The 26,441-nt window shown below is 63.4% G+C and carries 23 protein-coding genes; 6 read left to right on the forward strand and 17 right to left on the reverse strand.

Features of this window, described 5'->3' with window-relative positions; all coding sequences use genetic code 11:
- Nucleotides 1-487: 487 nt before the first annotated feature.
- From ACH49N_RS06160 to ACH49N_RS06235, 16 genes are all read right to left on the reverse strand, one after another.
- A complete protein-coding gene (locus ACH49N_RS06160) occupies nt 488-808 on the reverse strand; it encodes a MerR family transcriptional regulator (RefSeq protein WP_358271092.1) in 321 nt (106 codons plus the stop codon).
- A gap of 119 nt (nt 809-927) precedes the next feature.
- The gene (locus ACH49N_RS06165; protein ID WP_358271094.1) at nt 928-2,571 is read right to left on the reverse strand and encodes an FAD-dependent oxidoreductase; all 1,644 of its coding nucleotides are present in this window, start codon (nt 2,569-2,571) and stop codon (nt 928-930) included.
- A gap of 4 nt (nt 2,572-2,575) precedes the next feature.
- Nucleotides 2,576-3,292, reverse strand: a complete 717-nt coding sequence (locus tag ACH49N_RS06170; protein ID WP_358271096.1) for an enoyl-CoA hydratase/isomerase family protein — start codon at nt 3,290-3,292, stop codon at nt 2,576-2,578.
- 87 nt (nt 3,293-3,379) lie between these two features.
- Nucleotides 3,380-4,957 (reverse strand): ABC transporter substrate-binding protein, encoded by a 1,578-nt coding sequence (locus tag ACH49N_RS06175; RefSeq protein ID WP_358271098.1) that lies wholly within the window; start codon nt 4,955-4,957, stop codon nt 3,380-3,382.
- A 220-nt stretch (nt 4,958-5,177) separates the two neighbouring features.
- Nucleotides 5,178-5,822 (reverse strand): TetR/AcrR family transcriptional regulator, encoded by a 645-nt coding sequence (locus ACH49N_RS06180; RefSeq protein ID WP_358271099.1) that lies wholly within the window; start codon nt 5,820-5,822, stop codon nt 5,178-5,180.
- A 21-nt stretch (nt 5,823-5,843) separates the two neighbouring features.
- Nucleotides 5,844-6,278, reverse strand: coding sequence for a nitroreductase family deazaflavin-dependent oxidoreductase (locus ACH49N_RS06185; protein ID WP_358271101.1), 435 nt, complete (start codon nt 6,276-6,278; stop codon nt 5,844-5,846).
- Nucleotides 6,279-6,285: 7 nt separating this feature from the next.
- A complete protein-coding gene (locus ACH49N_RS06190) occupies nt 6,286-7,542 on the reverse strand; it encodes a cytochrome P450 (protein WP_358271102.1) in 1,257 nt (418 codons plus the stop codon).
- Nucleotides 7,539-8,324 (reverse strand): SDR family oxidoreductase, encoded by a 786-nt coding sequence (locus ACH49N_RS06195; RefSeq protein WP_358271104.1) that lies wholly within the window; start codon nt 8,322-8,324, stop codon nt 7,539-7,541. The genes ACH49N_RS06190 and ACH49N_RS06195 overlap by 4 nt, the downstream gene beginning before the upstream one ends.
- 45 nt (nt 8,325-8,369) lie before the next feature.
- Nucleotides 8,370-9,593 (reverse strand): amidohydrolase family protein, encoded by a 1,224-nt coding sequence (locus tag ACH49N_RS06200; protein ID WP_358271105.1) that lies wholly within the window; start codon nt 9,591-9,593, stop codon nt 8,370-8,372.
- A complete protein-coding gene (locus ACH49N_RS06205) occupies nt 9,590-11,056 on the reverse strand; it encodes an aldehyde dehydrogenase family protein (protein WP_358271107.1) in 1,467 nt (488 codons plus the stop codon). Before ACH49N_RS06205 ends, ACH49N_RS06200 begins: the two co-directional genes overlap by 4 nt.
- Before the next feature lie 62 nt (nt 11,057-11,118).
- A complete protein-coding gene (locus tag ACH49N_RS06210; RefSeq protein WP_358271109.1) occupies nt 11,119-12,321 on the reverse strand; it encodes a thiolase family protein in 1,203 nt (400 codons plus the stop codon).
- Nucleotides 12,318-12,737 (reverse strand): OB-fold domain-containing protein, encoded by a 420-nt coding sequence (locus ACH49N_RS06215; protein ID WP_358271111.1) that lies wholly within the window; start codon nt 12,735-12,737, stop codon nt 12,318-12,320. The genes ACH49N_RS06210 and ACH49N_RS06215 overlap by 4 nt, the downstream gene beginning before the upstream one ends.
- On the reverse strand, nt 12,734-13,963 hold the full coding sequence (locus ACH49N_RS06220; protein WP_358271113.1) for a CoA transferase: 1,230 nt from the start codon (nt 13,961-13,963) through the stop codon (nt 12,734-12,736). The genes ACH49N_RS06215 and ACH49N_RS06220 overlap by 4 nt, the downstream gene beginning before the upstream one ends.
- Nucleotides 13,953-15,539, reverse strand: a complete 1,587-nt coding sequence (locus ACH49N_RS06225) for an AMP-binding protein (RefSeq protein ID WP_358271422.1) — start codon at nt 15,537-15,539, stop codon at nt 13,953-13,955. The genes ACH49N_RS06220 and ACH49N_RS06225 overlap by 11 nt, the downstream gene beginning before the upstream one ends.
- A 72-nt stretch (nt 15,540-15,611) precedes the next feature.
- Nucleotides 15,612-16,040 carry a hypothetical protein gene (locus ACH49N_RS06230; protein WP_358271115.1) on the reverse strand — a complete coding sequence of 143 codons (429 nt, stop codon included), beginning with the start codon at nt 16,038-16,040 and terminating at the stop codon, nt 15,612-15,614.
- Between the two features lie 62 nt (nt 16,041-16,102).
- The gene (locus ACH49N_RS06235; protein ID WP_358271117.1) at nt 16,103-17,155 is read right to left on the reverse strand and encodes a phosphotransferase; all 1,053 of its coding nucleotides are present in this window, start codon (nt 17,153-17,155) and stop codon (nt 16,103-16,105) included.
- Between the two features lie 277 nt (nt 17,156-17,432).
- Here ACH49N_RS06235 and ACH49N_RS06240 point away from each other — a divergent pair, with 277 nt between their 5' ends.
- The 6 genes from ACH49N_RS06240 (at nt 17,433) to ACH49N_RS06265 (ending at nt 25,940) form a co-directional block, all read left to right on the forward strand.
- Nucleotides 17,433-20,702 carry a protein kinase gene (locus ACH49N_RS06240; RefSeq protein WP_358271119.1) on the forward strand — a complete coding sequence of 1,090 codons (3,270 nt, stop codon included), beginning with the start codon at nt 17,433-17,435 and terminating at the stop codon, nt 20,700-20,702.
- 251 nt (nt 20,703-20,953) lie between these two features.
- Complete coding sequence (locus ACH49N_RS06245; protein ID WP_358271121.1) at nt 20,954-22,498, forward strand: AMP-binding protein; 1,545 nt, start codon at nt 20,954-20,956, stop codon at nt 22,496-22,498.
- 29 nt (nt 22,499-22,527) lie between these two features.
- Entirely contained in the window at nt 22,528-23,709 is a 1,182-nt protein-coding gene (locus ACH49N_RS06250) for an amidohydrolase family protein (protein ID WP_358271123.1), read from the forward strand.
- Entirely contained in the window at nt 23,706-25,145 is a 1,440-nt protein-coding gene (locus tag ACH49N_RS06255; RefSeq protein WP_358271124.1) for a FadD3 family acyl-CoA ligase, read from the forward strand. Before ACH49N_RS06250 ends, ACH49N_RS06255 begins: the two co-directional genes overlap by 4 nt.
- 84 nt (nt 25,146-25,229) lie before the next feature.
- The gene (locus ACH49N_RS06260; RefSeq protein WP_358271126.1) at nt 25,230-25,460 is read left to right on the forward strand and encodes a DUF3263 domain-containing protein; all 231 of its coding nucleotides are present in this window, start codon (nt 25,230-25,232) and stop codon (nt 25,458-25,460) included.
- Between the two features lie 27 nt (nt 25,461-25,487).
- A complete protein-coding gene (locus ACH49N_RS06265; protein ID WP_358271127.1) occupies nt 25,488-25,940 on the forward strand; it encodes a MaoC family dehydratase in 453 nt (150 codons plus the stop codon).
- On the opposite strand, the gene ACH49N_RS06270 is transcribed toward ACH49N_RS06265, so the two are convergent.
- Nucleotides 25,876-26,094, reverse strand: a complete 219-nt coding sequence (locus ACH49N_RS06270) for a LuxR C-terminal-related transcriptional regulator (protein ID WP_358271424.1) — start codon at nt 26,092-26,094, stop codon at nt 25,876-25,878. The two genes, ACH49N_RS06265 and ACH49N_RS06270, sit on opposite strands and share 65 nt — an antisense overlap.
- Between the last annotated feature and the right edge of the window lie 347 nt (nt 26,095-26,441).

A 26,441-nucleotide genomic window follows, 5' to 3' on the forward strand; every position in this document is an offset into this window, starting at 1 on the left:
TGGGCAGTCTTTGCGTGCCGGGGAGTATGAGGGCGGAAAACGTCATGTGCGGCGAGAGTCATGGTTCAGGTCCCGTCTTGCGTCGAGTCTGGGCCAGAGGTCTTCGGGCTGACACACCGGAACTGGCGTTTCCGGTGCGACGCCGGCCGCGGCCTTCTGCACGGCCAGCGTGTCGCTGTTGCGCCGCCGACGCAGTGTCGCTCAGTAATTTATCTGCTCCGGCGGGTATAGATTTTATCGTATCGGTTAATGACAGAAGTTCAACCCCGCGACGCAAACCCAGCGCGACGCCCGGCTGGAGTCGACTCCGAAAACACTGATGACCAGGCAAAATAGCCAACCCCATACATCTCAGCATTCGAGATGTTTTTGTGATCTGCAGTGTCACGCATAACGAAAAGGCCGCTGGACGCTCGGAAGAACGCGCCCGCAGAACCGTCCAGTGACGATTACTGGTTGTCGGTTCGATCGATCGCGTACCGCCGTTTCAGGCGGTTGCCTCTTCACGTTCGACCTTCAGGCGGTCGCAACCATGTTCGGCCGAGTGCAGACGACCCAGAAGATCAGCGTTCTCCGCTTCGAGGTCGAGAATCCGCTGTATGCCCGGCAGGTTGATGCCGGCTTCGATGAGCTCGGCGATGCGTCCGAGGCGAACCAGATCTTCCTCGCTGTAACGACGGGTTCCGCCGCTGGTCCGCGCGGGCGTCAGCAATCCACGCCGTTCGTACAACCGCAGTGTTTGCGGCCCGATTCCGGTCAACTCCGATGTGACCGCTATTCCATACACCCCGCGACGCGACCGGGGCATGACATCCAACACCACAAGTGGCTCCCTTCTTCTCAAGGAACCCCACGATGTTAACAGATGAATGAAATGAATCTGCGACCGCGAGCATAGATTTTTGCTCGCTTGCGCGTTGCCACCCGTCAGTCGTCCGCCAGAGCGACGTCGATGACGGGAAGTTTGACGCGGGGCCGGCCTGCAAGTCTTCCTGCGGCCTTCTCCGCGGCGTCGATCTCCCGCCAACGCCCCTTGTCGATCATCTGTGGCCGTCGCCGCGTCACCAACTCTGCCAACGCGGCGCGATCCGCTTTCGGCGCGGGAAGGATGCCGGCCTCGAAGTCTTCGAGCAGCATCGCGACGGTCTCCTCGGCATCTCCCCGATTGGTGCCGATGATGCCCCGCGGTCCACGTTTGATCCACCCGGCGGTGTAGACACCGACCGTTCCGGTCACGCGGCCACGGTCGTGGGGAATGACACCGCGCTGCTCGTCGAACGGCACGTCGGCGACAGGCTCGCCGCGGTAGCCGACCGACCTCAGAACAAGGGACGTGTCCACACTCGTGGTGGACTCCGTGCCCACCGCGTTGAGGTCGCCGTCGAGAATGTTGTGGACAAGTTCGACCGATTTCACACGGTCGCCGCCGCGAATTTGACGCGGGGACACAAGGTACCGGAAAACGATGCGTTTGTTACCGGTCGTGCGGGTGCTGTGTGCGTATTCGCGAGCGAGGTCCAGTGCGAGTTTGCGCGATGGCTCGATATCCGGATCGTCATATATCGCCTGGCTGACCGGGTCGAGCGCCAACTCGGCGTCGTCGATGACGACATCGACCCCGGGCAGGTAACCCAGAGCCAAAAACTCCGGCATCGAGTACGCCGCTTGCATGGGCCCACGGCGCCCGAGTATGACGACCTCTCGAATGTTACTGCTACGCAATGCTTGCAGAGCGTGATCGGCGATATCGGTCTTGGCCAGCTCGCCCGGATCGAGGGTGAGAATGCGCGCGACGTCGAGGGCGACGTTGCCATTACCGACGATTACCGCCCGCTCCCCCGATAGATCGAATGTCCGGTCGGCATAATCGGGGTGACCGTTGTACCACGCTACGAACTCCGTCGCAGAGTGGCTGCCGGGCAGATCCTCCCCGGGTATCCCGAGACGCCGGTCTCCGGATGCACCGACCGCATACACCACGGCGTGATAGTGCTCGCGCAGATCGGCGAGGGAAACATGCTCGCCCACGTCGACATTGAGAAAGAACTGCAGAGAGTCGGACCTGAATTCCGACGCGAACATGTCCGCAACGCCTTTGGTTTTGGGATGATCGGGTGCGACGCCCCCGCGTACCAGACCCCATGGCGTGGGCAGCCGGTCGAACATATCGATCTCGACCTCGCCGCGCCGCAGCAGCGCTTCAGCCGTGTAGCACGCCGAAGGCCCGGTGCCGACGATCGCAACGCGCGGTGTGCCAACCTCTTTCGACGGACGCTTCTTTCTGCCCGACAAGGGGGCGGTGTCCGTATCGAGTGGGTGCCTTTCGAAGTAGCCCCGATTGACGTCGGTGTACCGGGTCATCGTGGCGGCGAGGTCGAACTCGGAGAAGATCGCACCCACCGGGCACGCGCTGACGCATTCACCGCAGTCGATACAGGTGTCCGGGTCGATGTACAGCATTTCGGTAGTGCTGTATTGCGGATCTCCCGGACGAGGGCGGATGCAGTCGACGGGACACACCGGAATGCAGCTCGCGTCGCTGCAGCAAGGTTGCGTGATCACGAATGTCATGGGTTCACCTGCTACGGCTCATCACTCGGTCTGCAGCCTGCCAATGTTCGTCGGCAACCCAGAGCCGCGCGAACGCCGTGACCGCCTCGGCTGCGGAGGCGCCCGCCATGACACGCTTGATCTCACCAGCCGAGCTGTTGGCCAGCGACAGGGCCAGCGATCGCCAACCATCCTCGAAGGACGTCCTGGGCAGGACCAGGTCCACCAATCCGAGACGTTCGGCTTCTGCTGCGTCGAGTACGGCACCCGAGCCGGCCAGCATCAGGGCCTTGCCCGGGCCGACGAGCGCGGCGAGTCGCTCGGCGCCACCCCATGCAGGCATGATCGCCAGTGCGACTTGGTTGAAGCCAATCTTGATGTCGTCGGCAGCTACCCGGATGTCGGCGGCCACGGCCACCTCTGCCCCACCGCCGAGAGCGTGGCCGTTCAGCGCGGCGACGACCGGCGCCGGGAAGTTCGCGATCTGGTCGCAGACCGTCCGCATCCGGCGCGCCATGTCTGCCGCCTGCTCCTCGGTTCTGAGTTTGCTCAGCTCTTTGAGATCTCCGCCCGACACGAAGGCCCGGTCACCGGCGCCCCTGATCACCAGCGCCTTGGCCCCGGCCGCCGCATCGAGCGCCTTCTCCAACTGATCCATGGTCTCCGGCGCGATGGCGTTGCGAGCATGTGGTCGATCGATGGTGATGACCGCCAACTCCTGTTCCAGCTCGAGGTCGACCATGCGCTGTTCTCCATTTCGATATTGGCATTCTTGTAAAGCGAGAATAACATATTCGCAGCTGGCGGGGGCAGCCGGCCCCTGCGGCCCTCAGCTCACCCAGAGCTCCTCGGGCAGTGGTGAACCCAGCGTGTACATCTCAACTCCCCGTAACTTGTTGCCGTAGACGACCGCTGGGACCGCCCGGATGTACCACACCCCGGGGATCACCTCTTTGATGCGTTTCTGCGCGGTGTCGTACGCCTCGATACGCTCGGCTTCTGACTCGGAGACCCGCCCTTTGTCGAGCGCTGCATCGAGCTCCGGATCATTTATTCCAACCCAGTTGCCGGGTGACTTGGAGTGGAAAGCTGTCCACAGTGGAAAGTCGGGATCCTGGATGATCGAGGAGGAGATCGTCATGTCGAAGTCCCGACTCGCCGCCGCTGCTGTCGCACGCGAGATGTCACGCACGTCGACCTGCACGTCGACGTTCTCGTATCCGCTCAACTGCGCCTGAACTGCCTCGGCCAGCATCTTCGATTCACTCGTGGGATAGGCCATGAAAGTGAACGAGACCGGCCTGCCCTCTGCCGCCAGTTCGTTGAACAGTCTCTGAGCTTCCTCCGGGTCCGATTCCTGGAGCTGTACGTCGGCGTGGAAAGGTGAATCCTCGGTGAACAAGGTCTGGGGAACCTCCCCTTCGCCGTTATAGACGGTGGTGTTCAGACTGCCGGTATCCAACGCCAACTGAACAGCACGACGTGCCCGCACATCGTCGAACGGTGCCCGGCGATGGTTCATGGCGATGATCTGCCCGCCACCGGTGGGGACGATCTCGTAGTGCAGACCTTGGGCATCCGCCTTCGCGATACTTGCCATGGTCGATTCTGACGCCAGGTCGGCACCGCCGGTGGCCACTGCGTTCAGGCGCTGGTTCGCATCGTGGACGGTAGTGATCGTGATCCGGTCCAGGTACGGCTTCGGCGCGTCCCAGTAGTCGGGGTTCTTCTCGAGCTCGATCGCACCTTGCCGAGTCCAGCTGACCAACGTGAACGGGCCCGCACCCGCAGGCTTCTCGTTGAACGAGTCCGACCCTCGCTGCAGTGCGGTCGGCGAGGCGATCCAGTTCATCGCCCCGGCCACCAGCGACTCCGCAAACTGCGGATTCGGTGCAGTCAAGGTGACTTTCAGCGTGGCCGGGTCGACCACCTCCGAGTTCGCCACCTGCACCGCCTGACGGATCGAGGTCGACCCCAGCTGCGGGTCCTTCAGCCTGTCCCAATTGAATTTGACCGCCGCCGCATCCAGGGGTGTGCCATCGGTGAAGGTCAGCCCCGGCCGCAGCGTCAGATCGAATGTCGCGCCTCCGTCCGACGTCGAGAAGTCGGAGGCCATCTTGAACTCGGTGTGGAAGGTTTTGATGTCATTGGTCATCAAGGTCCCGTACAAGGCGTTGCCGAGCGATGCCATGTGCGCCCACGTGTTCGACAGGCTTGCCGGATCGAGAGAGCGGGGCTCGGCGAGCTGCAGGATGCGCGCAGTTCCACCGGCGACCGGATCACCCTCATTGTCGGGTGCGCCGCCGCTCGTGGTGACACCTCCGCTTCCACAGGCGGTGAGCAGTACCATCGCTGCCGTGGCAAGGGCCGCGGCTAGGAGCTTTGGGGTACGTGTACGGCGGATCATGTGGACCTCTCCGTGGATGTGAATGGTGGCGGATAGTGCTCCCGCTCAGCGTCGTAGCCGATGCCCGAACACTACGAGCCCGAGTTGATAAAAGGTTTTGGGAGCGAACAGGTTCCGCTGATGCCTACCTGCTGTGATCTACACCATATGCAGAATCGCATATTGAGGACAAGAGCGAATATGTCAGCAAAAGTGTCGAAACATTCGTTCTTGCAACGGGCTACGGATTTGCTACTCCGCCGAGCGCCCTGAGAACGAACTCCCACAGTCGGTCTTGAACATCCTCGGCGTCACCGGGTGCGTAAGCCCAATAGTGGTAGACCGACCGCACCAGCTCGGAGACGAACCACGCGTCCCCCGCTGTGTTGGCGGTTTTCAACTGTCCTCGGTCGACGGCCGCCCTGATCTCCGTGTGCAAGAGGTCGACGAACGGCTGCTCGGCTTTGGCGAGTTCTTCCGGAAAGACGCGGTGCAGTCGCCAGTGGGTGGTGACGATGAACTGGGCGAGTGCGTCGCGGCGAGGCTCCTGCCCCAGCCCGCCCAGAATGGATGTGATGTAGAAATGAAGCCGCTGCAGCGGATCATCGAGGTCGGAAGCTGCCGCTGTCCACCGCAGGCAGGCGGTCTCCATCGCGTCGCCCAGCACGGCGAGCAACAACTCGTCCTTGCTCGCGAAGTATCGGTAGAAAGTCTGCAGCGCGAGGCCGGCTTCCTTGGTGAGCTCCTGGGTTGTGAACGCATCGCCCTTGATCTCGATGAGCCGTTGTGCCGCATCGAGAATCGAACGCACCTGATCCGCGATGCGGTTGCGGGAGCGCCGTACCGCCGGTGACCGTTCCGCGGCTCGTTCCTCAGCCCAAGACATGGTGCTCGAGTCTAGTTGGTGTCATGTCGGTGAGAGCACGACGACTGGAATCTGCCTCTCCGTCCGCGATTGGTAGACGTCGTAGTTGGGCCAGAGCTCAGTCAAGATCTTCCACAGTCGCGTCCTCTCCTCCGGCCCGGCGGTATTCCCACGTACCGCGAGCTTCTCGGCTTTGACCTGCACCTCTGCCTCTGGATTGGCAAGCAGATTCCGGTACCACTGAGGGTGGGCGGGTGCCCCTCCCTTGGACGCCACCACGAGGTAGTCGTCGCCGTCGCGGGCGAAGATCAGCGCCGACGAGTGCGAGCGGCCGGAGCGTCGTCCTGTCACGGTGAGCAAGAGCGTCGGTACGCCGTTCCAGAGATAGCCCACTTCTCCCCCGGTTTCCCGATACACCCGGATGTGGTCGTCGCCCCTCAGGGAGAGGTCGGGTGCTGTGTAATTCGTCTCGGACATCCCTAACTCATTTCACATCGAACAGCACGGGTATGGCGGTGGCTCCGCGTTCGTACATCCCGACGAAGCTGGGTGGCTCGGCGTCCGGGTCGAGCCTGAGGCCGGGCAGCCGGTCGAGCAGCGCGTTGATCCCGGCGGTCATCTCACCGCGGGCCACATGCATGCCCAGACAAATGTGCGAGCCCTGCCCGAACGCCAACGTGGATTTCAGGGGACGCATGATGTCGAATTCGTCGGGGCTGTCCCACCGCGCGGGATCACGATTTGCCGCAGCCACACAGAGATGCATGACGGCGCCCTTCGGGATGCGCTGACCGTAAAACTCGATGTCCTCGGTGACCCATCGGGAGAACATCGGATCGGTCGGCATCCATCGCAACGTCTCTTCGATAGCCGGCCGCAGCAGTTTTCGATCCTCGCGTACCGCGTTCAACACGTCCGGGCGTTGCAGAAGCGCGGTGATCGTCGTCCCCATCTGCTTCCAGGTGGTGCCGGAGCCCGCCGCCAAGAGCAGTAGCGAGAAAGTGTAGATCTCCTCGTCTGACAGACGCTGCGCAACACCCGCCTCGTCGGTGAGTTCCGCCTGGACCAGGATGCTGATCAGGTCGTCCCTCGGCTCGACACGACGCTCCGCGACGACCGGCGTGAGGATGTCGATGATCTTCTGGTGATCTCGCGTCAAAGCGGCTCGAATGTCGAGTGCTTGCTCCATCGGGATGCCGAAACTACCCGTGATGGTCAACACCGGAATGGCCGCACAGAAATCGACATTCAATTCCGCGTGCCCGTCAGCAGCGAATCCGTCGACGAGCAGGTGGACCGTCTCCTCGATCCAATTCCTCATCCACCACTCGGCGTTCGAAGGCAGGAACGAGGGCTGGACCAGTCCGCGGTAGCGTCGGTGCTGAACACCCCCCATCGACAACATGCTCTGATGCCCCAGCGAACCCGCCTCCGGATCCGCGTCCACCGCTTCCGGTGAGGAGGCGAACACAGCCGGATCGCGAAACGCCTCCATACAGGCGTCGTAGCTGAACGCCGAGAAATGCGGCCGGTCCGGGAACGGAAGACCCTGGAAGTACAAAGTCTCCGGCCGGCCGGTGAGCTCGTGGACGGTCCCCGGATGAACCGGACCTTCCTCACGGAGCCGATGCCACGTGGGGTACGGGTCACCGTCGTAGTGGCCGCCTGTGAGCTCGTTGTAGGACCCGCGTAGGTCGAACAACTCACGCATACGAACACGATCGAGCGATTCGGTGGTCATCGCGCCACATACCCCCCGTCGATCGGCAGCGACACCCCGGTGACGTTGCGGGCGTGGTCGGAAGCCAGAAACAGAATCGCTTCCGCGCAGTCCTCGGCGGTGATGAAACGCCCGAGCGGATGCTGCGCGGCCATCCGGTCAGTGACGTCGGGACGGGCATCGAGCGACGCGTCCATCCCCCCTGCCGACATGAAACCTGTCAGCGGCATCGCGGCCGGGCACACCGCGTTGACGCGGATCTGGTGCGGAGCGCCCTCGACGGCCAGGGCTCGAGTCAGTTGCAGCACACCGCCCTTGGTCGCCCCGTACACCGAACCACCCCAGGCGACGAGGCCGGCGACCGAGCCGGTATTGACGATGGTTCCTCCGCCACCCTGCTTCTTGAACTGCAGCACTGCATGCTTGCAGCCGAGAAACACACCACCGAGGTTGACCGCGACAAGCCGATTGAAGTCGTCGAGGGTGTGGTCTTCGAGCAGCGCACCCAGACGGGGCGTCGGAATGCCGACGTTGTTGACCACGATGTCGAGTCGGCCGAACTGCTCGACAGCCGCATCGACCATTCCCACGACCTCGTCCTCACGGGAGACATCGCTCCCGACGGCGACGGCGACGCCGCCGTCGGACTCGATGATGCGCACTGTCTCCTTCGCATGGTGTAGATCGATGTCGGCGCAGACCACGCGGCTGCCCTCGCGGGCGAAGCGCGCGGCAGTCGCACGCCCCACACCAGATCCGGCACCTGTCACGATGGCAGTCTTGCCCTCGAGCAGTTCGGTCATCACACACTCCCGTCGGTGGGGCTGCTGGCGGACTGGTACACGAGGTCACGCATTGGCGGTCACTGGAACTTCGGCGGGGGTGAAGCGGTACAGCCGCTCCGCGTTTCCTCGCAAGATCTTGTACTGCAGTTCAGGGGCAAGGTGCCCGATCCTGCTCTTCACCACAGATATGCAATTCGGCCACGTCGAATCCGAATGGGGATAGTCGGTTTCGCACATGATGTTGTCCTCGCCGATCTCGCCCAGGCTCGCGATCCCGTGCACATCGTCGATGAAGCACCCGAAGATGTGCTTGCGGAACACCTCGCGGACGTCGAGTGCATCGAGGTCGAGGTCGGAACCCGCATGCCCGGAGAACTTGGCGCCCCGCTGCACCCAGTAGCGCTGCTTGTCGAGCACTTGCTCGGCACGCTCGAGGAAATAGGGCATCCAGCCGATCTCGCCTTCCGACAATGCGATCTTCAGGTTGGGATAGCGTTGGAACATGCTGCTGAACAGCCAGGTCAGCATCGCGCCCGAGGTTCGCGTGGCCCCCCAGGCCAGATTGGCCATGAACGGTGCATCGGCGGAGATCCGGGGAACGGTGGACGAGGAGCCGACGTGCATGGAGACGACCATCTCGAGGTCATTGGCGGCGGCCATCACCGGATCCCAGAAGCGATCCTTGTCGTGAATGGTGGGCAGTCCGAGCGGTTCCGGGTTCTCGGAGAAACAGAACGCGGTGGCGCCCTTCGCGGCGCAACGCTCCATCTCCTTGGCGGCGAGCGCCGGATCCCACATAGGAATGAGGATCAACGGGATGAATCGGCCCGGCGCGGCGCCCGCCCATTCTTCGAGGTGCCAGTCGTTGTAGGCCTGGAGGCAGGAGAAGCCGAACTCCCGGTCGCTCGCCTCCATGAAGAGCTGCCCGCAGAACCGGGTGACCGTCGGAAATGACAGGGATGCGAGGATTCCGGCTCGATTCATGTCCTCGACTCGGGCCAGGGGGTCGTAGCAACCCGGTCGCATCTCGTCATAGTTGAGCGGCTCGGGGCTGAATTCCTCCTTGGACTTGCCCGCCACGGCGCTGAGGCCGCTACTCGGCATCCGCTTGCCGTCGTAGACCCAGACGTCCATCCCGCTGTCGTCCTTGATCATGTGGGGAGCACGATCCCGATCCTTGCTCGGCACCCGGTCAACCCAGAGGTTGGGGGGTTCTAGAATGTGGTCGTCCACGGAGACGAGCCAATCAAGGTTGTAGTCCGATGCCGTATTCGTTGTCTTCGTCATTTCAGTTCTCCAATCGACATGTGTTTGACTTCCTGGAACTCTCTGATTCCGTCCGGACCCCGCTCGCGTCCGAGACCACTCTGTTTGTATCCACCGCTCGGTGTGTACGCACTGAAGACGGTGGTGTTCACGTTCACTGCACCCGTACGGAGCCGTCGGGCGACGGCTACCGCCGCCGCGGTGTCGCCGCCGTAAACCTGCCCGGACAGCCCATAGTCGCTGTCGTTCGCTATCTTGACCGCCTCGTCGATGTCGCGGTAACCGATCACGCCGATGACGGGTCCGAAAATCTCCTCTTGCGCAGCGGAATTGGTGTTGTCAGGAAGGTCCAGCACAGTGGGCTCGAAGTAATACCCGCGATCGAAGCCCGCGGCACGGCGACCACCGAACCGGACCTTTGCGCCCTCTTCCTCGGCCAGTCGTACGAACCGTTCGCACTTGTCTCGTTGTGCCGCGCTGATGACCGGCCCCATCATGGCGGATGGATCGGTCGGCAAACCCACCTTGATCGAGTCGTATGCGGTGGACACTGCTTCGAGGACTTCGTCCTTCTTCTCCTGCGGCACCAGCATTCTGGTAGCGGCGACACAGGCCTGTCCGGCGGTACGCGCGACCACGGCGAGCGCGCCCATTCCCACGCGATGGACGGCGTCAGGGAGGTAGATTTGAGCCGACTTACCGCCCAACTCGAGCGAAAGCCGCTTCACCGTCGGTGCGGCCTGCTCGATGATCTTGCGGCCGGCCGCTGTCGAACCGGTGAAGGACACCATATCGATCGCCGGGTGAGTGGTCAGCAGCTGTGCACCGGCGGTACCCGACTCGGCGACGACACTCAGCACGCCGGCAGGCAAACCCGCCGCGTCGGCAGCCGAACCGAAGATCAGCGACGAGATCGGCGTCAGCGGGCTGGGACGCAAGATCACCGAATTACCGGCCATCAGTGCAGGAATCAGCTTCTGCAGACCCATGATCACGGCGGCGTTGTACGGGGTGATCGCAGTGACCACGCCGACCGGTTCGTGCCGCCTGATGCTCAGCGCAACGCGGCCGCGGACGAGGTCGTCGACCGGGACCGGGTTGGACTCCTCGTGTGTCATCGCGAGGTAGAGGTCGATGGTGTGACGTGCGATCGCCACCCCGGCGCGGCATTGTGTTTCCTCCGCGAAACGGGTCGGCTGGCCTGCTTCGGCGACCACAGTGTCGACGAGCGTATTCCGGTTCGACTCGAGGTGGTCCACGAAGGCGTGGAGCGCTCCCGCGCGTGCGCGCGGTGTTCGGTCTGCCCAGTCTCCGTCGTCGAAGCTGCGACGCGCTGCCACAATGGCACGCTCTATTTCGCGGATCGGTGTGCCGGTCACCTCCGCCACGTGGGTCTCGTCGGCCGGATTCTCGACGGCAATCACATCGTCGCCGGTGACCCAGCTCCCCGCCACGTAGGTGCGGCGTTCAGAAAGGATGCTCACATTTACTCCTATATCCCTGGTAAAAGTAGAACATAGTTCTCGCGTAAGGAATAGTACTGTTCTCAAAATTGGGTAGCTGAGTACATGACTGCGCCGCCGTAGTGCGGAGACGAGTGGCACGCCAGCGCGGTGACGACATTTTCCCGTTGTCGTTCGCCGGCCCGACCCGCCAGCTGGAGATAGCATTCGAGCATCTGTGGGATCCCGTGCATTCGACCGTTGCCCAGCGCACCGCCCCCGGACAGCGCCGGGATCGCCCCGGGGCGGTCGCTGTCGATCCCGCCGTCCACCACGAACCGGTGCGCATCGCCCGGCGCGCACAATCCGAGCGCCTCGAGCCAAAACCATACGAACGGCGAGAAGCCGTCGTATACCTGAGGGAGGTCGACCTCGCTCATGTCGATTCCGGAGCTCGCTCGTAGCCGGCGCACCAGGTCCTTTCCGCCGTCGAGGATGTCGTCCAAGGGCCAGTGCAGCGGGAGTCGCCTACGGGATGGTGCGCTGCTTGCGTAACCGGAAACGTAGACGGGGGCATGCGGTAGATCCCGCGCCCGTTCCGCAGTGGTGAGGACGAACGCCCCGACGCCGTCGACGGGAAGGTCGCAGTCGTAGCGGCAGACCGGGTCGAAAAGCTTGGGCGCCGCCAGATACTCGCTGCAATCGAGTGGCTTGCCGTGCCAGTGTGACCACGGGATGCGGGCGCCGTTCTTGCGGGCCTCGGCCACCACGGCGGCCATCGATTCCGGATGCGCGCCGTACCGTTGCAGGTACTCGTTGTACGGCAGGGCGATCATGGCCAGCGGCCCGAAGAATCCCTGCGGCGCCGTCCATTGTTGAAGTCCGCGCACTTCCTGCATCGGGTTGGTGTGGTAGCTACCCGACGGATTGTGCAACGCACGGTGGAGGAGGACGTAGTCGGCTGCTCCGGCGGCCACAGCATTGACCGCCATCGCCACCGACCCGGTGAGCTGGCCGATACCATCGAAACCTGCCACGTACCGCGGGTTGCCACCCAAACGTTGTGCGAGCCAGGCGGACGACACGACATCGACACCGTCCTCCGTGGCTCGCCCACTCGAGCTCGGCAAGAGGCTGGAACTGACGTAACCGTCGATCTGACCGACGTGAAGCCCTGCGTCGTCGATCGCGGCGCGTGCCGTATCGAGCGCCAGCGCACCGAGCGTTCGAGGACTGCGGCGCCGAATATCGCTGTGCGCGTATCCGACGAGGGCAACCTTGTTGCGCGCGGCGAACCCGCCGCTCATGGGGCGAGCCCGAACGCCGGAATCGAGACACCGGGTGCCACGTCCTCGAACGAAGCGACGACGGGTGACCCGATCCGAAGATCGAGTTCGACGTCGTCGAGCAGCCGGCCGATCATCCGGAGCTCGGCCTGTTCGACGAGTTCGACGTCGACCAGGACGAACGGCAGCATGTCGTCGAAGCCTGGAAGGAAGGATTGCCGGGCTGTCGTCCAGGACCGCACGGTACCCCGCCCACTCACCGGGACGAACTCGAATTCCGGGTTCGTGGAACCGCAGTGCGGGCACACACTGTCCGGAGGAAGCGCGAAGCTGCCGCAACGGCGACACCGCGCCAGAACGAGCACGTGCTCGGCCGCTGCAGCCCAGTAGGCCTCGGACGCTGCGTCCGGCACCGGCACCGGTCGTCGAGCGTTCACGGGATGACGCCCGCTTCTCCAAGTCCGGTGATCTGCTCCCAGTCGTAGCCGAGTTCGAGCATCATCATCTCGGTGTGTTCGCCGTGCTCAGGGGCGGGAAGCAGCTCCGGTGGGCGCTGGCCGAGCTGAACGGGCACCGTGGGCAGTCTGTAGGTGTTGCCGTCACCGAGCAGAACCTCGCCCACATAACCGTTCGCGCGTACTTGGGGATCGTCGATGAGGTCGTGGACGGATTGGACGGGAGCCCACGGCGCGTCGAGGTCGGCGAGGATGGCCTTCCACTCCTCGAGCGTGCGTTCGGCGAATACCTCGTCGAGGACCGCGACGCAGTCGGCGCTGTTGGCGCGCCGAGCCGCCATGTCCGCGAAACGCGGATCATCGATCAGGTCTTCCCGGCCGACAAGCCGGGCGAAATCCGGCCAGTAGCGGTCACCCTGAAGAAACATGAGCTGAACGTGGCGGTGGTCCTTCGTCCGATACGACCCGGTCAGCGGATTGACCTGTGGACCTCGATCACTCACCTGCGTCACTTCTCCGCCGTTGAGAGCAGCCAGAACGTCCGAGGACAGCATCCACATCGCGGTGGCGAGGAGTGAGACGTCCACCACGGTGCCGACACCCGTCTTGTGTCGTTCGAGCAGTGCGGTGGCGACACCGAAGGCCAGGGCCATGGCCGCGTTTCGGTCGCCCATCGCACCGCGCTGGCTGATGGGGTAGTTCCGCTCGCTCGGCGTCAGGGTGTGACCGACTCCCCCACGCGCCCAGAAGGCCGAGCTGTCGTAGCCCGGCTTCTCGGCGTCCGGTCCACGCATACCGAAGCCGTGACCGCGTGCGTAGATCAACGTGGGATACCGCTCCCGCAGCGTGTCGGCGTCGAGCCCGAGCCGCGCGAGGGCCCCGGGTCGCAGGCTGGTCAGGAACACGTCCGCCGTGTCGAGCAATTCGTGCAGGATGCGGGCCCCGTCGGGGTGACGCACGTCCACCGCGACCGATCGCTTTCCCCGATTCGCCAGCGTCACCGAGAGATTCGGGCCGGCCGCACCTGCTCCGATACCTTGAGTCGTCAGCGCACGGTAGGGGTCTCCGTCCAACGGCTCCACCCGAATGACGTCCGCTCCCCATTCCGCCAGAAGCGCGCCGGCCACGGGCACGAACACCCATTGGGCCAGTTCGATCACGCGTACTCCGTCGAAGGCCCGTGCCTGGTGTGATCCGTCATCGACCATCGGGGGCGCTCCCTTCATGTGTTGACGTCGTACTCGCACCCACAGCCGTCGACGTGAGCCATGCGCGGACCTGATGCTTCTGCACCTTCCCCGATGCGGTACGGGGATAGTCCTCGACGATGTGCAGTTCCGCGGGCCACTTCTGCCTGGCAGTGCCTGCCGCCTCGAAGTGCTTCCATACCTGGTCCAGGGTGGGCAGGTCCCGTCCTGGCCTGAGTCGGACCACGGCAGCGGCATGCTCGCCGAACCGTGCATCCGGCGCGGCGACGACGACTGCCTCCGCGATCATGGGCATCTCCAGCAGGACATCCTCTACCTCGGCGGCACCGATGTTCTCGCCTCCGCGAATGATGATGTCGGACTTACGATCCGTGATCGTGAGGTACCCCTCTTCGTCGATGACTCCGACGTCGCCGGTGCGGTACCAGCCGTCGTCGTCGAAGGCATCGGCCGTCAACGCGCCATCGGTGTACCCGAGGCAGAGATCGGGGCCGCGGCTGAGAATCTCACCGTCGCCACTCAGCCGGATCTCGACCCCGAGCCGCGGGCATCCGTCGGTGAGGAGCCGCTTGTCTTCTGCAGCGTCGTTTCGGGAGCCGGTGATGGAGGGATGCTCCGTACTCCCGTACGAACGTGTCACGATGATGCCCAGATCGGACAGCCGCCGGGTGACCGCGGACGGAACCGCGGACCCGCCGAGCCCGATGTACCCGAGATGCCGTAGGTGATTGTCCGTGAAGTCGGGATGATCGAGGAGACTGGTCACGAAGTACGGCGGCCCACCACCGATCACCACTCCGTGCGACTCGATCAGCGCGAGTACCCGACCGGGATTCCACTCGTCGCACATGTCCACGGGAGTGCCTTCGAGGAGTGGTACGAGGAACGCACCCAGCATTCCGATGAAGTGCCCGACCGGGAGTGCGGTGAGTTGCCGGCCACGATCCGACTCGTAATTGGCGAGCAGCTGCCTCGTTTCGAACCCGAGTGTCTGGTGCGTGTGGATGACACCCTTCGGCTCGCGAGTGGTCCCCGAGGTGTAGGCAATCACGGCCGGATTCCGCGGGTCCACGTCGAGCAGACCGGTCATCGGTTCCGGGGCTAGGAGTTCGTCGAAATCGACACCGACGACGCCGACGATCTCGACGTGCTCACTGATGACGGGATCATAAGTCATCCGGCCGAAGCGTTCGGCCGTGATGAACACCCGCGGTTGCGCGCCGGCCAGGATGAACGACAGTTCCTTGGGACCGTAGAAATGCACGATCGGCACGACGACGGCGCCGAGAATGGACGAGGCCCAGAAGGTCGCCGCAGCTTCCATCCAATTGGGCAACTGGAACGCGATGACATCACCCGGACCGACTCCGCGTGCGCGCAACCCTCCCGCCAGTCTTCGGGCTACCAACTCGACATCGGAAAACGCCCCGGAGTAAGGATGGGTCACCGAGTGGACTCGGAACTCCAGGTCGGGATGCTCGCGCAATCCCTTACCCAGAATTGCGCCGAGCGATTCCTGTGTCCACCAGCCCTTCTCCTCGTAGTGACGACGCAGTGCGTCCGGCACCGTCCGCAGTGTTCGAACGTGGATACTTGTAGTCAAGGGTCTCACAACACCTTCCAGATTTGAGAGTGACGGAGGCCGACATCACTCCGACGGATAACTCGCCGTCCGCGGAGCGTCCGCCGAATCGGCGAGGCGCTGTATCGCATCCATTAACTGCTGGAGCGCGTACGCCGGGTTGAATTCGAGGTGCGTGGTCGGTTCCGAGTATTTGAGAATGTGGCCCGCCGGGAAGAAGTAGACCTCGCCGACGGTGACGACCTCATCCTCCCAATCGGTATTCGGGTAGCAGGCAGTGATCGCCCCGGCGAGGACGTAACCATAGTGGGGGCACATGCAGACTCCCCCCGGAAGTCCACCGGCACGGTACATTTCGGTGCAATCACGCGGTCCGGCCGTGGTGGTGTAGCCCACCTCGAGGTCCCCCCACTGCACCGAGCGGAAGTGGCTCGAGGCGGCCGGCCAACGGCCGCCCCCGCCGTTGGGGAGATCGGCGGGATTTGCGTGGGGCATAGCGCGCTCCATTCCGATTCGATCGATACTCGCGCAGTCACACGGCATCGAACATCATTGAGCTACAGGGCGTCGTGGTCGGCGACCGCGGTCCCGAGGCGGTGCAACAAGATTTCGATCAAATGTGGTGCAACCTTGGCGGTGATACCCCAGAGAAAGAAGCCGCGCACAATGCCCCGGCTCAGCGCCCGCCACGCCGCGTCCCGCGACGGTAGCGCGACACCGTGCGACGCCAGGCAGTCGAGATAGTGCCAGAGGAGGTCCTTCTCGCTTCGTCGACGATCGTCGACGGTGAGCGCGGTGGCGATATGCGTGCCCACGTCGAGATACCACATGCCGCGTTGCACGAGCTGCCAGTCGACGAGACTCGGGGCGCCCACCGGATCCAGGAAGAGGTTTCCGACGTGAGCGTCACCGTGAATGACACACCAATCCGAGGACGCGTGCTCGGATTGCAGGGTGCCGACCAGCGCGCTGTATGCCTCGGTGAGCCGGCGAGCGTCGCGAACTTCGGCGGGGACGCGTAGACCGTTGGGCCCGTTCAGATTCTCGTCGATTCGCGCCGTGATCGTGTCGGCTCCCCAGGCCCGGAGCGCACCGTCCAATTTAGGTTTCAGCCAGGTGGTTTCTGCCCATTGCGCCCTGCCCCAGGTTGTGGCGTGGAGCCTGGCGAACTGGCTGAGACTTTCCGCAGCCTGGTCCGGCGTGAAATGACTGTCCGCATCGAGAAAGACACCACCCTCGGCGACGACGTCCTCGGTGATCACCACGCCGTGATGGGTGGCGGGGTCGAAGTCCGCGTAGACCCCCCGAAGCGTCCGCACGCCACTGCCGGCAGCGAGATCGCGGTAGAAGCACGCCTCGCGTTCCCCCACGGCCCGCGCTTCGCGCCCCTGTTCGTTGAAATATCCTTTGACGCACAGGCTGGACGACAGACCATCCGGCGTGTCCCGCTCACACACGATCGTGAAGCGCGCATTGGTGGACACGCGGTCCACGACTGGGCCCAGGATCACCTCCCGCACCTCGATTCCCGCGTACCGGGGTTCGAGTGCCGCCGTCAGCCATTGCGGAGACAGCGCCTCTTCCAGAGTGTCCGGGACAGCGATGGTCATGACAGATCCCATCGTCGAGGGCCCTCCGCAGGCATCAGAACCTCGCCGAGATTCGGATCCACACCCTCATAAGCAGTGCATACGGTAGAACGTCGTTTCACCATGATGAGAATGTAATACTCTTCACACAAGAACTCCATAGTAATTTTCGATTTCGAGGAAGAACATCTGCGTTACCAACAAGGTCGATGTATCGATTTCCTGGTCCAGCCGCGGGAAGTGGCAGTATTGGAAGCGGCTCTACCGACGATTTCAGGCTCCGTCCGGAGGGGACGCCATGGCTGACCTGGACCCGCTGGCAACTCAGCGCGCCGTGACTTCTTCACTCACGGCGGAGCTGGAGGCGGCGGGGTTCGAGGACGCCGTCGAGATCGGTCGCGGTGGTTTCGGCGTGGTCTATCGCTGTCGACAGCCCACGTTGGATCGGTCAGTGGCTGTCAAGGTCCTCACCGCCGACCTGGACGACGAGAACCGGGAACGTTTTCTCCGCGAACAGCGTGCAATGGGACGGCTGACGGGGCACCCCAACATTGTCAACGTGCTGGGGGTCGGTACGACCAGCAGCGGTCGCCCCTACCTTGTCATGCCCTATTACGCGCAGGACTCCCTGGACGCGATGATCCGCAGGCAGGGAGCACTCTCGTTGGAGCAGGTTCTGAGACTCGGAGTGAAGGTGGCGGCCTCGCTGGAGACTGCGCATCGAATCGGCATCGTGCACCGCGACGTCAAACCCACGAATATCCTCCTCACCGACTACGGTGAGCCGGCTTTGACCGACTTCGGCATCGCGCACATCACCGGGGGTTTCGAAACTGCTACCGGGGTCGTCACCGGTTCCCCTGCGTTCACCGCTCCCGAGGTACTCGCCGGCCGGTCTCCGAGCCCCGCGGCGGACATCTATAGCCTCGGCGCTACATTGTTCTGCGCCGCCACCGGCCACGCTGCCGTCGAGAGACGCCGTGGTGAGCAGGTGGTTGCCCAGTTCATCCGGCTCAGGAGCGAACCCATCCCGAACTTGCGGGAGCAGGGACTCCCCGGCGATGTCAGCGCTGCGATCGAACAAGCTATGTCGGCGGTGTCACATCGCCCGTCCGCCGCGGGGCTCGGCGAACAGCTGCAGGAGGCCCAGTCCCGTCATGGATTCCAGGTCGACGACATGGCGTTACAACCGGGAACCGGAGAGCGGCCGGGACTGTATGTGAGCTCGCGCAGTGCACGACCTTCCGCAATGAAACGTGAGGGTGACCGCTTGGGAAATCTTCCTGCCGAGTTGACCAGTTTCGTCGGCCGCCGGCGCGAACTCGTAGAGACGAAAACCTTGTTGTCACAGTCGCGATTGGTCACTCTCACCGGGATCGGGGGCGCGGGGAAGACCCGCCTGGCCCTTCGAGCGGCAGCGCAGGCACGGCGTGAATTCCCCGATGGGGTGTGGCTGGTCGAATTCGGCGAATTGCGTGACGGATCACTGCTGATCGATGTGGTGTCGGGGTCGCTGGGCTTGCGGGATCAGTCGGCGCGGCGGGTACAAGACGTGCTTGTGGACTTTCTGGGTTCGAAACAGTTGCTGATGGTGTTGGACAACTGTGAGCAGGTCGTGGACGCGGTTGCAAAGATGGCGGAGACTCTCCTGCGCACCTGTCCCAAGCTGCAAATCCTCGCTACGAGTCGCGAGGCTCTTGCTGTCGGCGGGGAATCAGTGCTACGGGTGCCTCCGCTCACCGTCCCGGATACCGATCGGTCCACTTCCCAGGAAGGCTTGTCGAACTCCGAGGCGGTGACATTGTTCGTCGAGCGAGCGGGCACCGCCGTTCCGGGGTTCACACTTACCGAGGAGAATCAGGCGGCGGTGGCTGGAATCTGTCGACGACTCGACGGCTTGCCCCTGCCCATCGAGTTGGCGGCGGCGAGGTTGCGGATGATGTCAGCCGAGCAGATTCTCCAGCGGCTTTCCGATCGTTACGCTCTTCTGACCGGCGGTGCCAGGAGTGCGTCGACGCGACAACAGACTTTGCGGCTCTGCGTCGACTGGAGTTACGACCTGTGCACTCCTCTCGAGAAGGTTGGATGGGCTCGACTCTCCGTGTTCGCCGGCAGCTTCGAACTGGATGCCGCAGAGGCCATCTGCGGGTACGACCTCACCTCGCCCAGCCTGCTCGATGTCGTGACCTCGTTGCTCGACAAATCGATCCTGATCCGGGAAGGATCGGCCGATGTGGTGCGATTCCGACTACTCGAGACGCTTCGCAGTTATGGCCGGGAGAAGGCCCAAGCGAGCGGACACTACGAGGATCTGAGGATGCGTCACCGGAATTGGTATCAGCAGTTGGTGATTGATGCTGCGGATGACTGGATTAGTCCTCGCCAACTCGAATGGATCAATCGACTCGAACGAGAGAAGTCCAATCTGCGAGAAGCGATGCAGTTCTGCGCGTCCGCGGACCCCGCAACAGGTCTGCGGATCGCGGACGCTCTCCTAGATTTCTGGAACACGCGATCCATGTTCAGGGAAGGGCGGTACTGGCTCGATCGCCTTCTCGAAGGCGCCGACAAGCAGCCCACTCTGGAACGGGTCAAGGCGTTGTCCGCCAACAGCTTGTTGGCGGAAACGCAGGGCGATGTCATGAGGGCGAACGAACTGGTCGAAGAAGCACGCCTGCTCGGCAACCAGGGTAGGGACGCGAGGATGAGTTCCTACGTCACGTTCGCGGACGGCCTGAATGCCATGTTCAATGGTGATCTTTCCCGGGCCTGCTCACTCCTGGAAGTCTCGGTGACGGACTTCGCCGAACAAGAAGACCTCACTGTTCAGATCGAAGCCATGACGCTACTGGGTCTTGCATACGAATCGCGAGGTGATATCGAGAAGGCGATCTCGTGCTTCGAGGAAGTCCTCGCGATCACCCGGTCACGAGGGGAATCGGTTCACCAGGCGTACGCCCTCTGGTCCCTCGGTGTCGCGCTGTGGCGGCAGGGCGATCTCCACCGGTCAGCGATGCAGTTGCAGCAGGCCCTACGCTTGGCGCAGCTAGCGAACAACCAGGTCAGTGCGGGTGCTTGCCTGGAAACGCTCGCCTGGATCGCAAGTGGGGAGGAGGACTTCCACCGTGCTGCAGTGCTTATGGGTGCGACAGAGACGCTCGGTCGGGCAGTGGGAGGTTCCTCGGTCTATCTACCCAAACTCCTCGAGTACCACAATGACTGCGAACAGAACACGCGACGGGCGCTCGGTACGAAGGCATTCGACGCCGCGCGAGAAGAGGGCAACGCGCTGCTTTTCGACGCCGCGATCGACTACGCCCTGGGAACTGTTCAATCCGGACGAGCCGACCCGTCTCGAACGACGTCCGGTCTGACCAAGCGTGAACAACAGGTCGCCGAACTAGTGACGCGAGGATTGACCAACAAAGAGATTGCGGCGGAGCTCGTCATCTCCCCGCGGACGGCCCGAGGCCACATAGAGCACATCCTCGCCAAACTCGGATTCACCTCGAGGGCGCAGATCGCAGCCTGGACCGTCGACCGGTCACGCTTGAACCGGCCGGGATGAAGCCGTTGTACTCGCTGGTGTCGATTCCGGTTAGTCCAACGAGACCGCAAAGCGAACAAGTCGGCCTCGACTTCTGATCGGACACCAAGCTCCAGCTCGAGGTTGACCAAGCACTGTTCTCCATTTCGATATTGGCATTCTTATCTAGCGAGAATATCATGTTCACAGCTGGCAGACGCCGGCCGGAGCGAGTCCCGACGCCGCGGTGCCGACCTCGGCGCGGCTCCGTCCACGGGTATTGGAGCTCTCACATGCGGCACGTCCCCCCCGAACTGATCAGACGCTACGAAGAGGAGGGATGGTGGACCCACGACACCATCGGAGACCTGCTCAGGCGCGGTCTCGAGGCCGCCCCCGACACCGAATTCCGGATTCACTCGACCGTTCGTCCGTGGTCGGGAACCTTCGGTGACGTCGAGCGCGTTGCCCGTCGGCTGGCGGGCGGATTGCGTTCTCGCGGAGTCGGTTCCGGAGACGTGGTCGCCTTCCAGTTGCCCAACTGGATGGAAGCGGCCGCTGTTTTCTGGGCGTCGGCCTTCCTGGGCGCCACCGTGGTCCCGATCGTCCACTTCTACGGGCGCAAGGAACTCGGATACATCCTCAGCGAGACCAAGCCGCGCGTCTTCGTGACCGCCGAACGATTCGGGCGGACCGAGTACCACGCCGATCTGTGCTCGGACGTGCCCGTCGTGGGTGTCGTGGGCCGCGACTTCGACGACCTGCTCGATGAGCATCCGATGCCGGGTACCGTCGAAGCCGATCCGGCGGGTCCGGCGCTGATTGCCTTCACCTCCGGCACCACGAGGACCCCCAAAGGTGTCATTCACAGTCATCAGACACTGGGCCACGAGACGCGACAGCTCGCGGGCCTCTACCCGCCGGACCGGGGGAAACAGCTCACTGCCGCTCCCGTCGGCCACTTCATCGGCATGGTGAATGCCTTCCTGATCCCCGTTCTGGACGGCACGGCAATCAATCTGACCGACACGTGGGATCCTTCTCAGGCGCTGGCGCTGATGGAGAGCGACGGGCTCACCGTCGGCGGCGGGGCCACCTACTTCGTCACCAGCCTCCTCGACCATCCTGATTTTGCGCCCCGGCATCTGCCGCACATGAAGTACGCGGGCCTCGGCGGGTCTTCGGTCCCCTCGGCGGTGACCACTCGGCTCGCAGATCTGGGCATTACCGTGTTTCGCTCGTACGGCAGCACCGAACATCCGTCGATCACAGGCTCGCGGTACACGGCACCCGAGGACAAACGGCTGTTCACGGACGGGGACGCCTTACCCGGAGTGGAGGTCCGGTTGGCGGCCGACGGTGAGATCCTCAGTCGGGGCCCCGATCTCTGCGTCGGCTATACCGATCTCACCTTGACGGAGGCAGCGTTCGATGCGGACGGCTGGTACCACACCGGGGACATCGGCACGATCGACGAAGACGGTTACCTGACGATCACCGATCGCAAGGCGGACATCATCATTCGCGGCGGCGAGAACATCAGCGCCCTCGAGGTAGAGGAAGTTCTCCTCGCCATGCCCGAGGTCGCGGAGGCGGCGGTAGTTTCGGCACCCGACGCCCGCCTCGGGGAGCGGGCGGCCGCCGTTCTGCGCCTGCGGCCCGGACACGCCATGCCCTCGATGGACGCCGTCCGCGCTCACTTCGAGCGGGCCGAGATCGCGCGGCAGAAGTGGCCGGAGGAATTGCACCGAGTCGACGACTTTCCGCGGACCGCCAGCGGCAAGATCCAGAAGTTTCGGGTGCGGCAGGACATTGCGGCACTCGGCAGAAGAGAATAGTATTCTCGTAAATCGATAAGGAGGATCTCATGCCAGTGAACGACTTGCCGTATCCGCTGTTCGACGCGGACAACCACCTGTACGAGACCGAGGAGGCCCTTACCAAGTTCCTTCCCGAGAAGTACAAGGATGCGATCAAGTATGTGCAGGTCGACGGCCGCACCAAGATCGCTATTCGCGGCCAGATCAGCGATTACATCCCCAACCCCACCTTCGACGTGGTCGCTCGGCCCGGCTCGATGGAGGACTATTTCAAGAACGGGAACCCCGAGGGCAAGAGCCGGCGTGAGATCTTCGGCAAATCGATGAAGTCGATCCCGGCCTTTCGTGAGCCGGCCGCTCGTCTCGAGCTGCTCGACGAGTTGGGCGTGCAGCGGACACTGATGTTCCCGACCCTTGCCAGCCTCGTCGAGGAGCGCATGCGGGACGATCCGGACCTGATCCATGTTGTCGTCCACGCGCTCAACGAGTGGCTCTACGAGACATGGAATTTCAACTACCAGGACCGTATCTTCACCACACCCGTGATCACGCTGCCGAACGTCGACAAGGCGATCGAGGAGCTGGAGTGGGTGGTCGAGCGAGGCGCCAGGGCAATTCTCATCCGCCCCGCACCGGTACCCGGCTACAAGGGTTCCCGCTCGTTCGCCCTCCCCGAGTTCGACCCCTTCTGGAAGCGTGTCGTCGAGCTCGACATCCTCGTCGCGATGCATTCCTCGGACAGCGGCTACGCCCGGCACGACGCAGAGTGGGAGGGCAGTGACGGCGAAATGCTGCCGTTCCAGACGAACACGTTCCGGATGGTCAACGAATGGCGGCCCGTGCAGGACACGGTGGCCTCGTGGGTCTGCCACGGCGCGCTGTTCCGCTTCCCCGATATCAAGCTCGCTGTCATCGAGAACGGCTCGAGTTGGCTGAAGCCCCTGCTCGACGTCCTGGCCGACACGTACAAGAAGGCCCCCGAGGGCTTCGGTATGCAAGATCCGGTGGAGGCAATCAAGCGCAGCATCCATGTCAGCCCCTTCTATGAGGAGGGCGTGACCGACCTGATCGACTTGATCGGTGTCGACCAGGTGCTGTTCGGGTCCGACTACCCGCACCCGGAAGGTCTGGCAGAACCGCGGCACTTCGCCGACATGCTCGGACACCTGGAAGAGAAGGACCAGGCCAAGATCATGGGCGGCAACCTCGCGAGGTTGATGAATCTATGACGTGGGAGACCATCCCCCAGATGGTCCTGAGCGCGGGCGACCGCTTCGGCACTGCCGAAGCGGTCGTCGACGGGCCGCTTCGGATCACCTTCGCCGAACTCGCCGGCCGAGTTCGGCGAGCCGCAGGGGCATTCGCTTCGGCCGGCATCGACAAGGGTGACCGGGTGGCCCTCTGGGCACCGAACTCGGCCGAATGGATCGTCGCCGCGTTCGGTCTGCTGACCGCCGGCGGCGTGCTCGTTCCCGTGAACACCCGGTACAAGCAGGACGAGGCCGAAGACATCATCCGGCGCAGCGGCGCGAAACTTCTGCTGGTCGAGCAGGGTTTCCTCGGTGTCCAGTACTCGGGACCCGATGGTGTGCCCGTGATCGATCTCAAATCGGGCTTTCTCTCGGACGGCCAGCCCTTCGAGTGTGAGGTCAGCGGCGAAGACATCGCCGACATCATGTACACGTCCGGTACGACCGGCCGCCCGAAGGGCGTCATGATGAACCACCGCCAGACGCTCCGCCTCTTCTCGGAGTGGTGCGATCTGGCGGATCTGCGGGAAGGTGACCGCTATCTGATCGTCAATCCGTTCTTCCACATGTTCGGTTACAAGGCAGGTGTGATCGCCTCCCTCATTCGGGGCGCCACCATCCTGCCGGTGCCCGTACTCGACGTCGATCGGGTACTCGAACTGGTGGAGAAGGAGAGGGTGACCATGCTGCCCGGTCCGCCGACCCTCTATCAGTCGCTTCTGGCAGCGCAGGGGAACTGGGATCTGTCGTCCTTGCGTGCAGCGGTGACCGGTTCAGCGGATATCCCGGTCGAACTCATCCGGCGAATTCACGACGAACTGCCGTTCGAGACCATCATGACCGGGTACGGCCTCAGCGAGGGTGGGACGGCAACCGCTTCGCGGCCCGGCGACACCTTCGAAGAAATTGCGACGACCGTCGGCACACCCTGCGAGGGAGTCGAATTGCGGATCGCAGCCGACAACGAAGTGTTGATCCGGGGTTACACCGTCATGCAGGGTTACCTCGACGATCCGGCCGCGACCGCGGAAGCCATCGATGCCGACGGCTGGTTGCACACCGGGGATCTGGGGACCCTCGACGACGGGGGCCGGTTGCGTATCATCGGCCGCAAGAAGGACATGTACATCGTCGGCGGTTTCAATGCCTACCCCGCCGAGATAGTGGGATTCCTGCTCGAGCATCCCGCAGTCGACCAAGTAGCGGTGATCGGCGTTCCCGACGAGCGGCTCGGCCAGGTAGGGAACGCGTTCGTGGTCGCGAAGAGCCCTGTCACCGCGGAGGAGCTGATCGCCTGGAGCCGTGAACGAATGGCGGGGTTCAAGGTGCCGCGGACCGTGAGGTTCGTCGACTCTCTTCCGTTGAACGCCACCGGCAAGGTCATGAAGGAGCACTTGAAAGATCTGGTGAGGTAACACCCTCCCGAACCACGCCGGCCGCGCGAAGACTGGGCCCGGCGTAGACGCACAGAACTCACCCTTCGACGTAGGAGGTCCGTAATGGACACCGATAGCGCGATGATCGATTTCGCCGTCAAGTGGCGACATTGGGACGGCGGACCCGACGAGGACATCTTCGTCGAGTTCGGTATTCCCGCATACCAGTTCTTCTTCCGACTGCGCCGGCTCCTGTCTACTCACCGATGGCATCAGCTGACGCCCCACCTCGTCACGCAACTGACTGATATCTGTGACCGCAGATTGCAAGTGCCCCAGACCCGAGCGGGATGATGTGGGCGACGCACGAAAAGGACATACATGAGAGACTTCACCAACTTCGACATGCTCCGCGCGGCCGCCGGGACCGAGATCGGCACCAGTGACTGGATCACTGTCGACCAGGAACGTATCGACCGCTTCGCGGCCGCCACCGATGATGATCAATGGATCCACGTCGACACCGAGCGCGCCGCGAGCGGTCCTTACGGCTGCACCATCGCACACGGATTTCTGACGCTCTCTCTGCTTGCTCCGATCATTCAGCAGGTCATGACGGTCAGTGGCGCGCGTATGGCCCTCAATTACGGGCTCGGCAAGACACGGTTCATCAGTCCAGTGCCCGTCGGTAGCCGAGTTCGCGGTACCGTCGTGCTCACCTCCGTAACCGACATCCCCGGCGGTGTGCAGGTCGAACGAACCGTCACGATCACCACCGAGGGTGCGCAGCGCCCAGCCTGCGTCGCGGACAGTCTTGCGCGATACCTGGTGTGATGCACCAGTCGGCACATTCCACGTCGATCTCGGTCAGAAGGTGCTCGACGTTTCCCTGGGCGGTGCGTGGCGAAATCACAAGGCGAGCAGCGATGGCCGTGTCGGTCAGCCCCTCGGTGACGAGTGCGGCGACCTGACGTTCTCGCTTCGTCAGTGTGAGTGATCTTGCGGTCGAAGGCTGCGCCTTATCGTTATCCGCAGCTTGTGCGCGGAGCGCGTACGCGAATGAAGCTACCCATCGACCGCGCCAACTCCTCGGCCGCGCCCATCAGTACTGCGGAACTCTTCACGTCCGGTCCAGTTTCCGCGGCCCGGGCAAGAACCTCGAGACACGCTGCGGCAGTCAGGAGTCCACTTCCCTGCCGGGTCAGCCGTAAGGACTGCTCGAGTAGCTCTGCCGCGCGACTGGGATTTCCCTGCCGCCCAGATGGCAACGGCCATAGCCCTCAGAGCGTACGACCGATACAGCACTTCGCCGCGGGTTTCGGTGACCGCGAGCAT

It is taken from the genome of Rhodococcus sp. NPDC019647 (assembly GCF_044389235.1).
GTDB lineage: Bacteria > Actinomycetota > Actinomycetes > Mycobacteriales > Mycobacteriaceae > Rhodococcus_F > Rhodococcus_F oxybenzonivorans.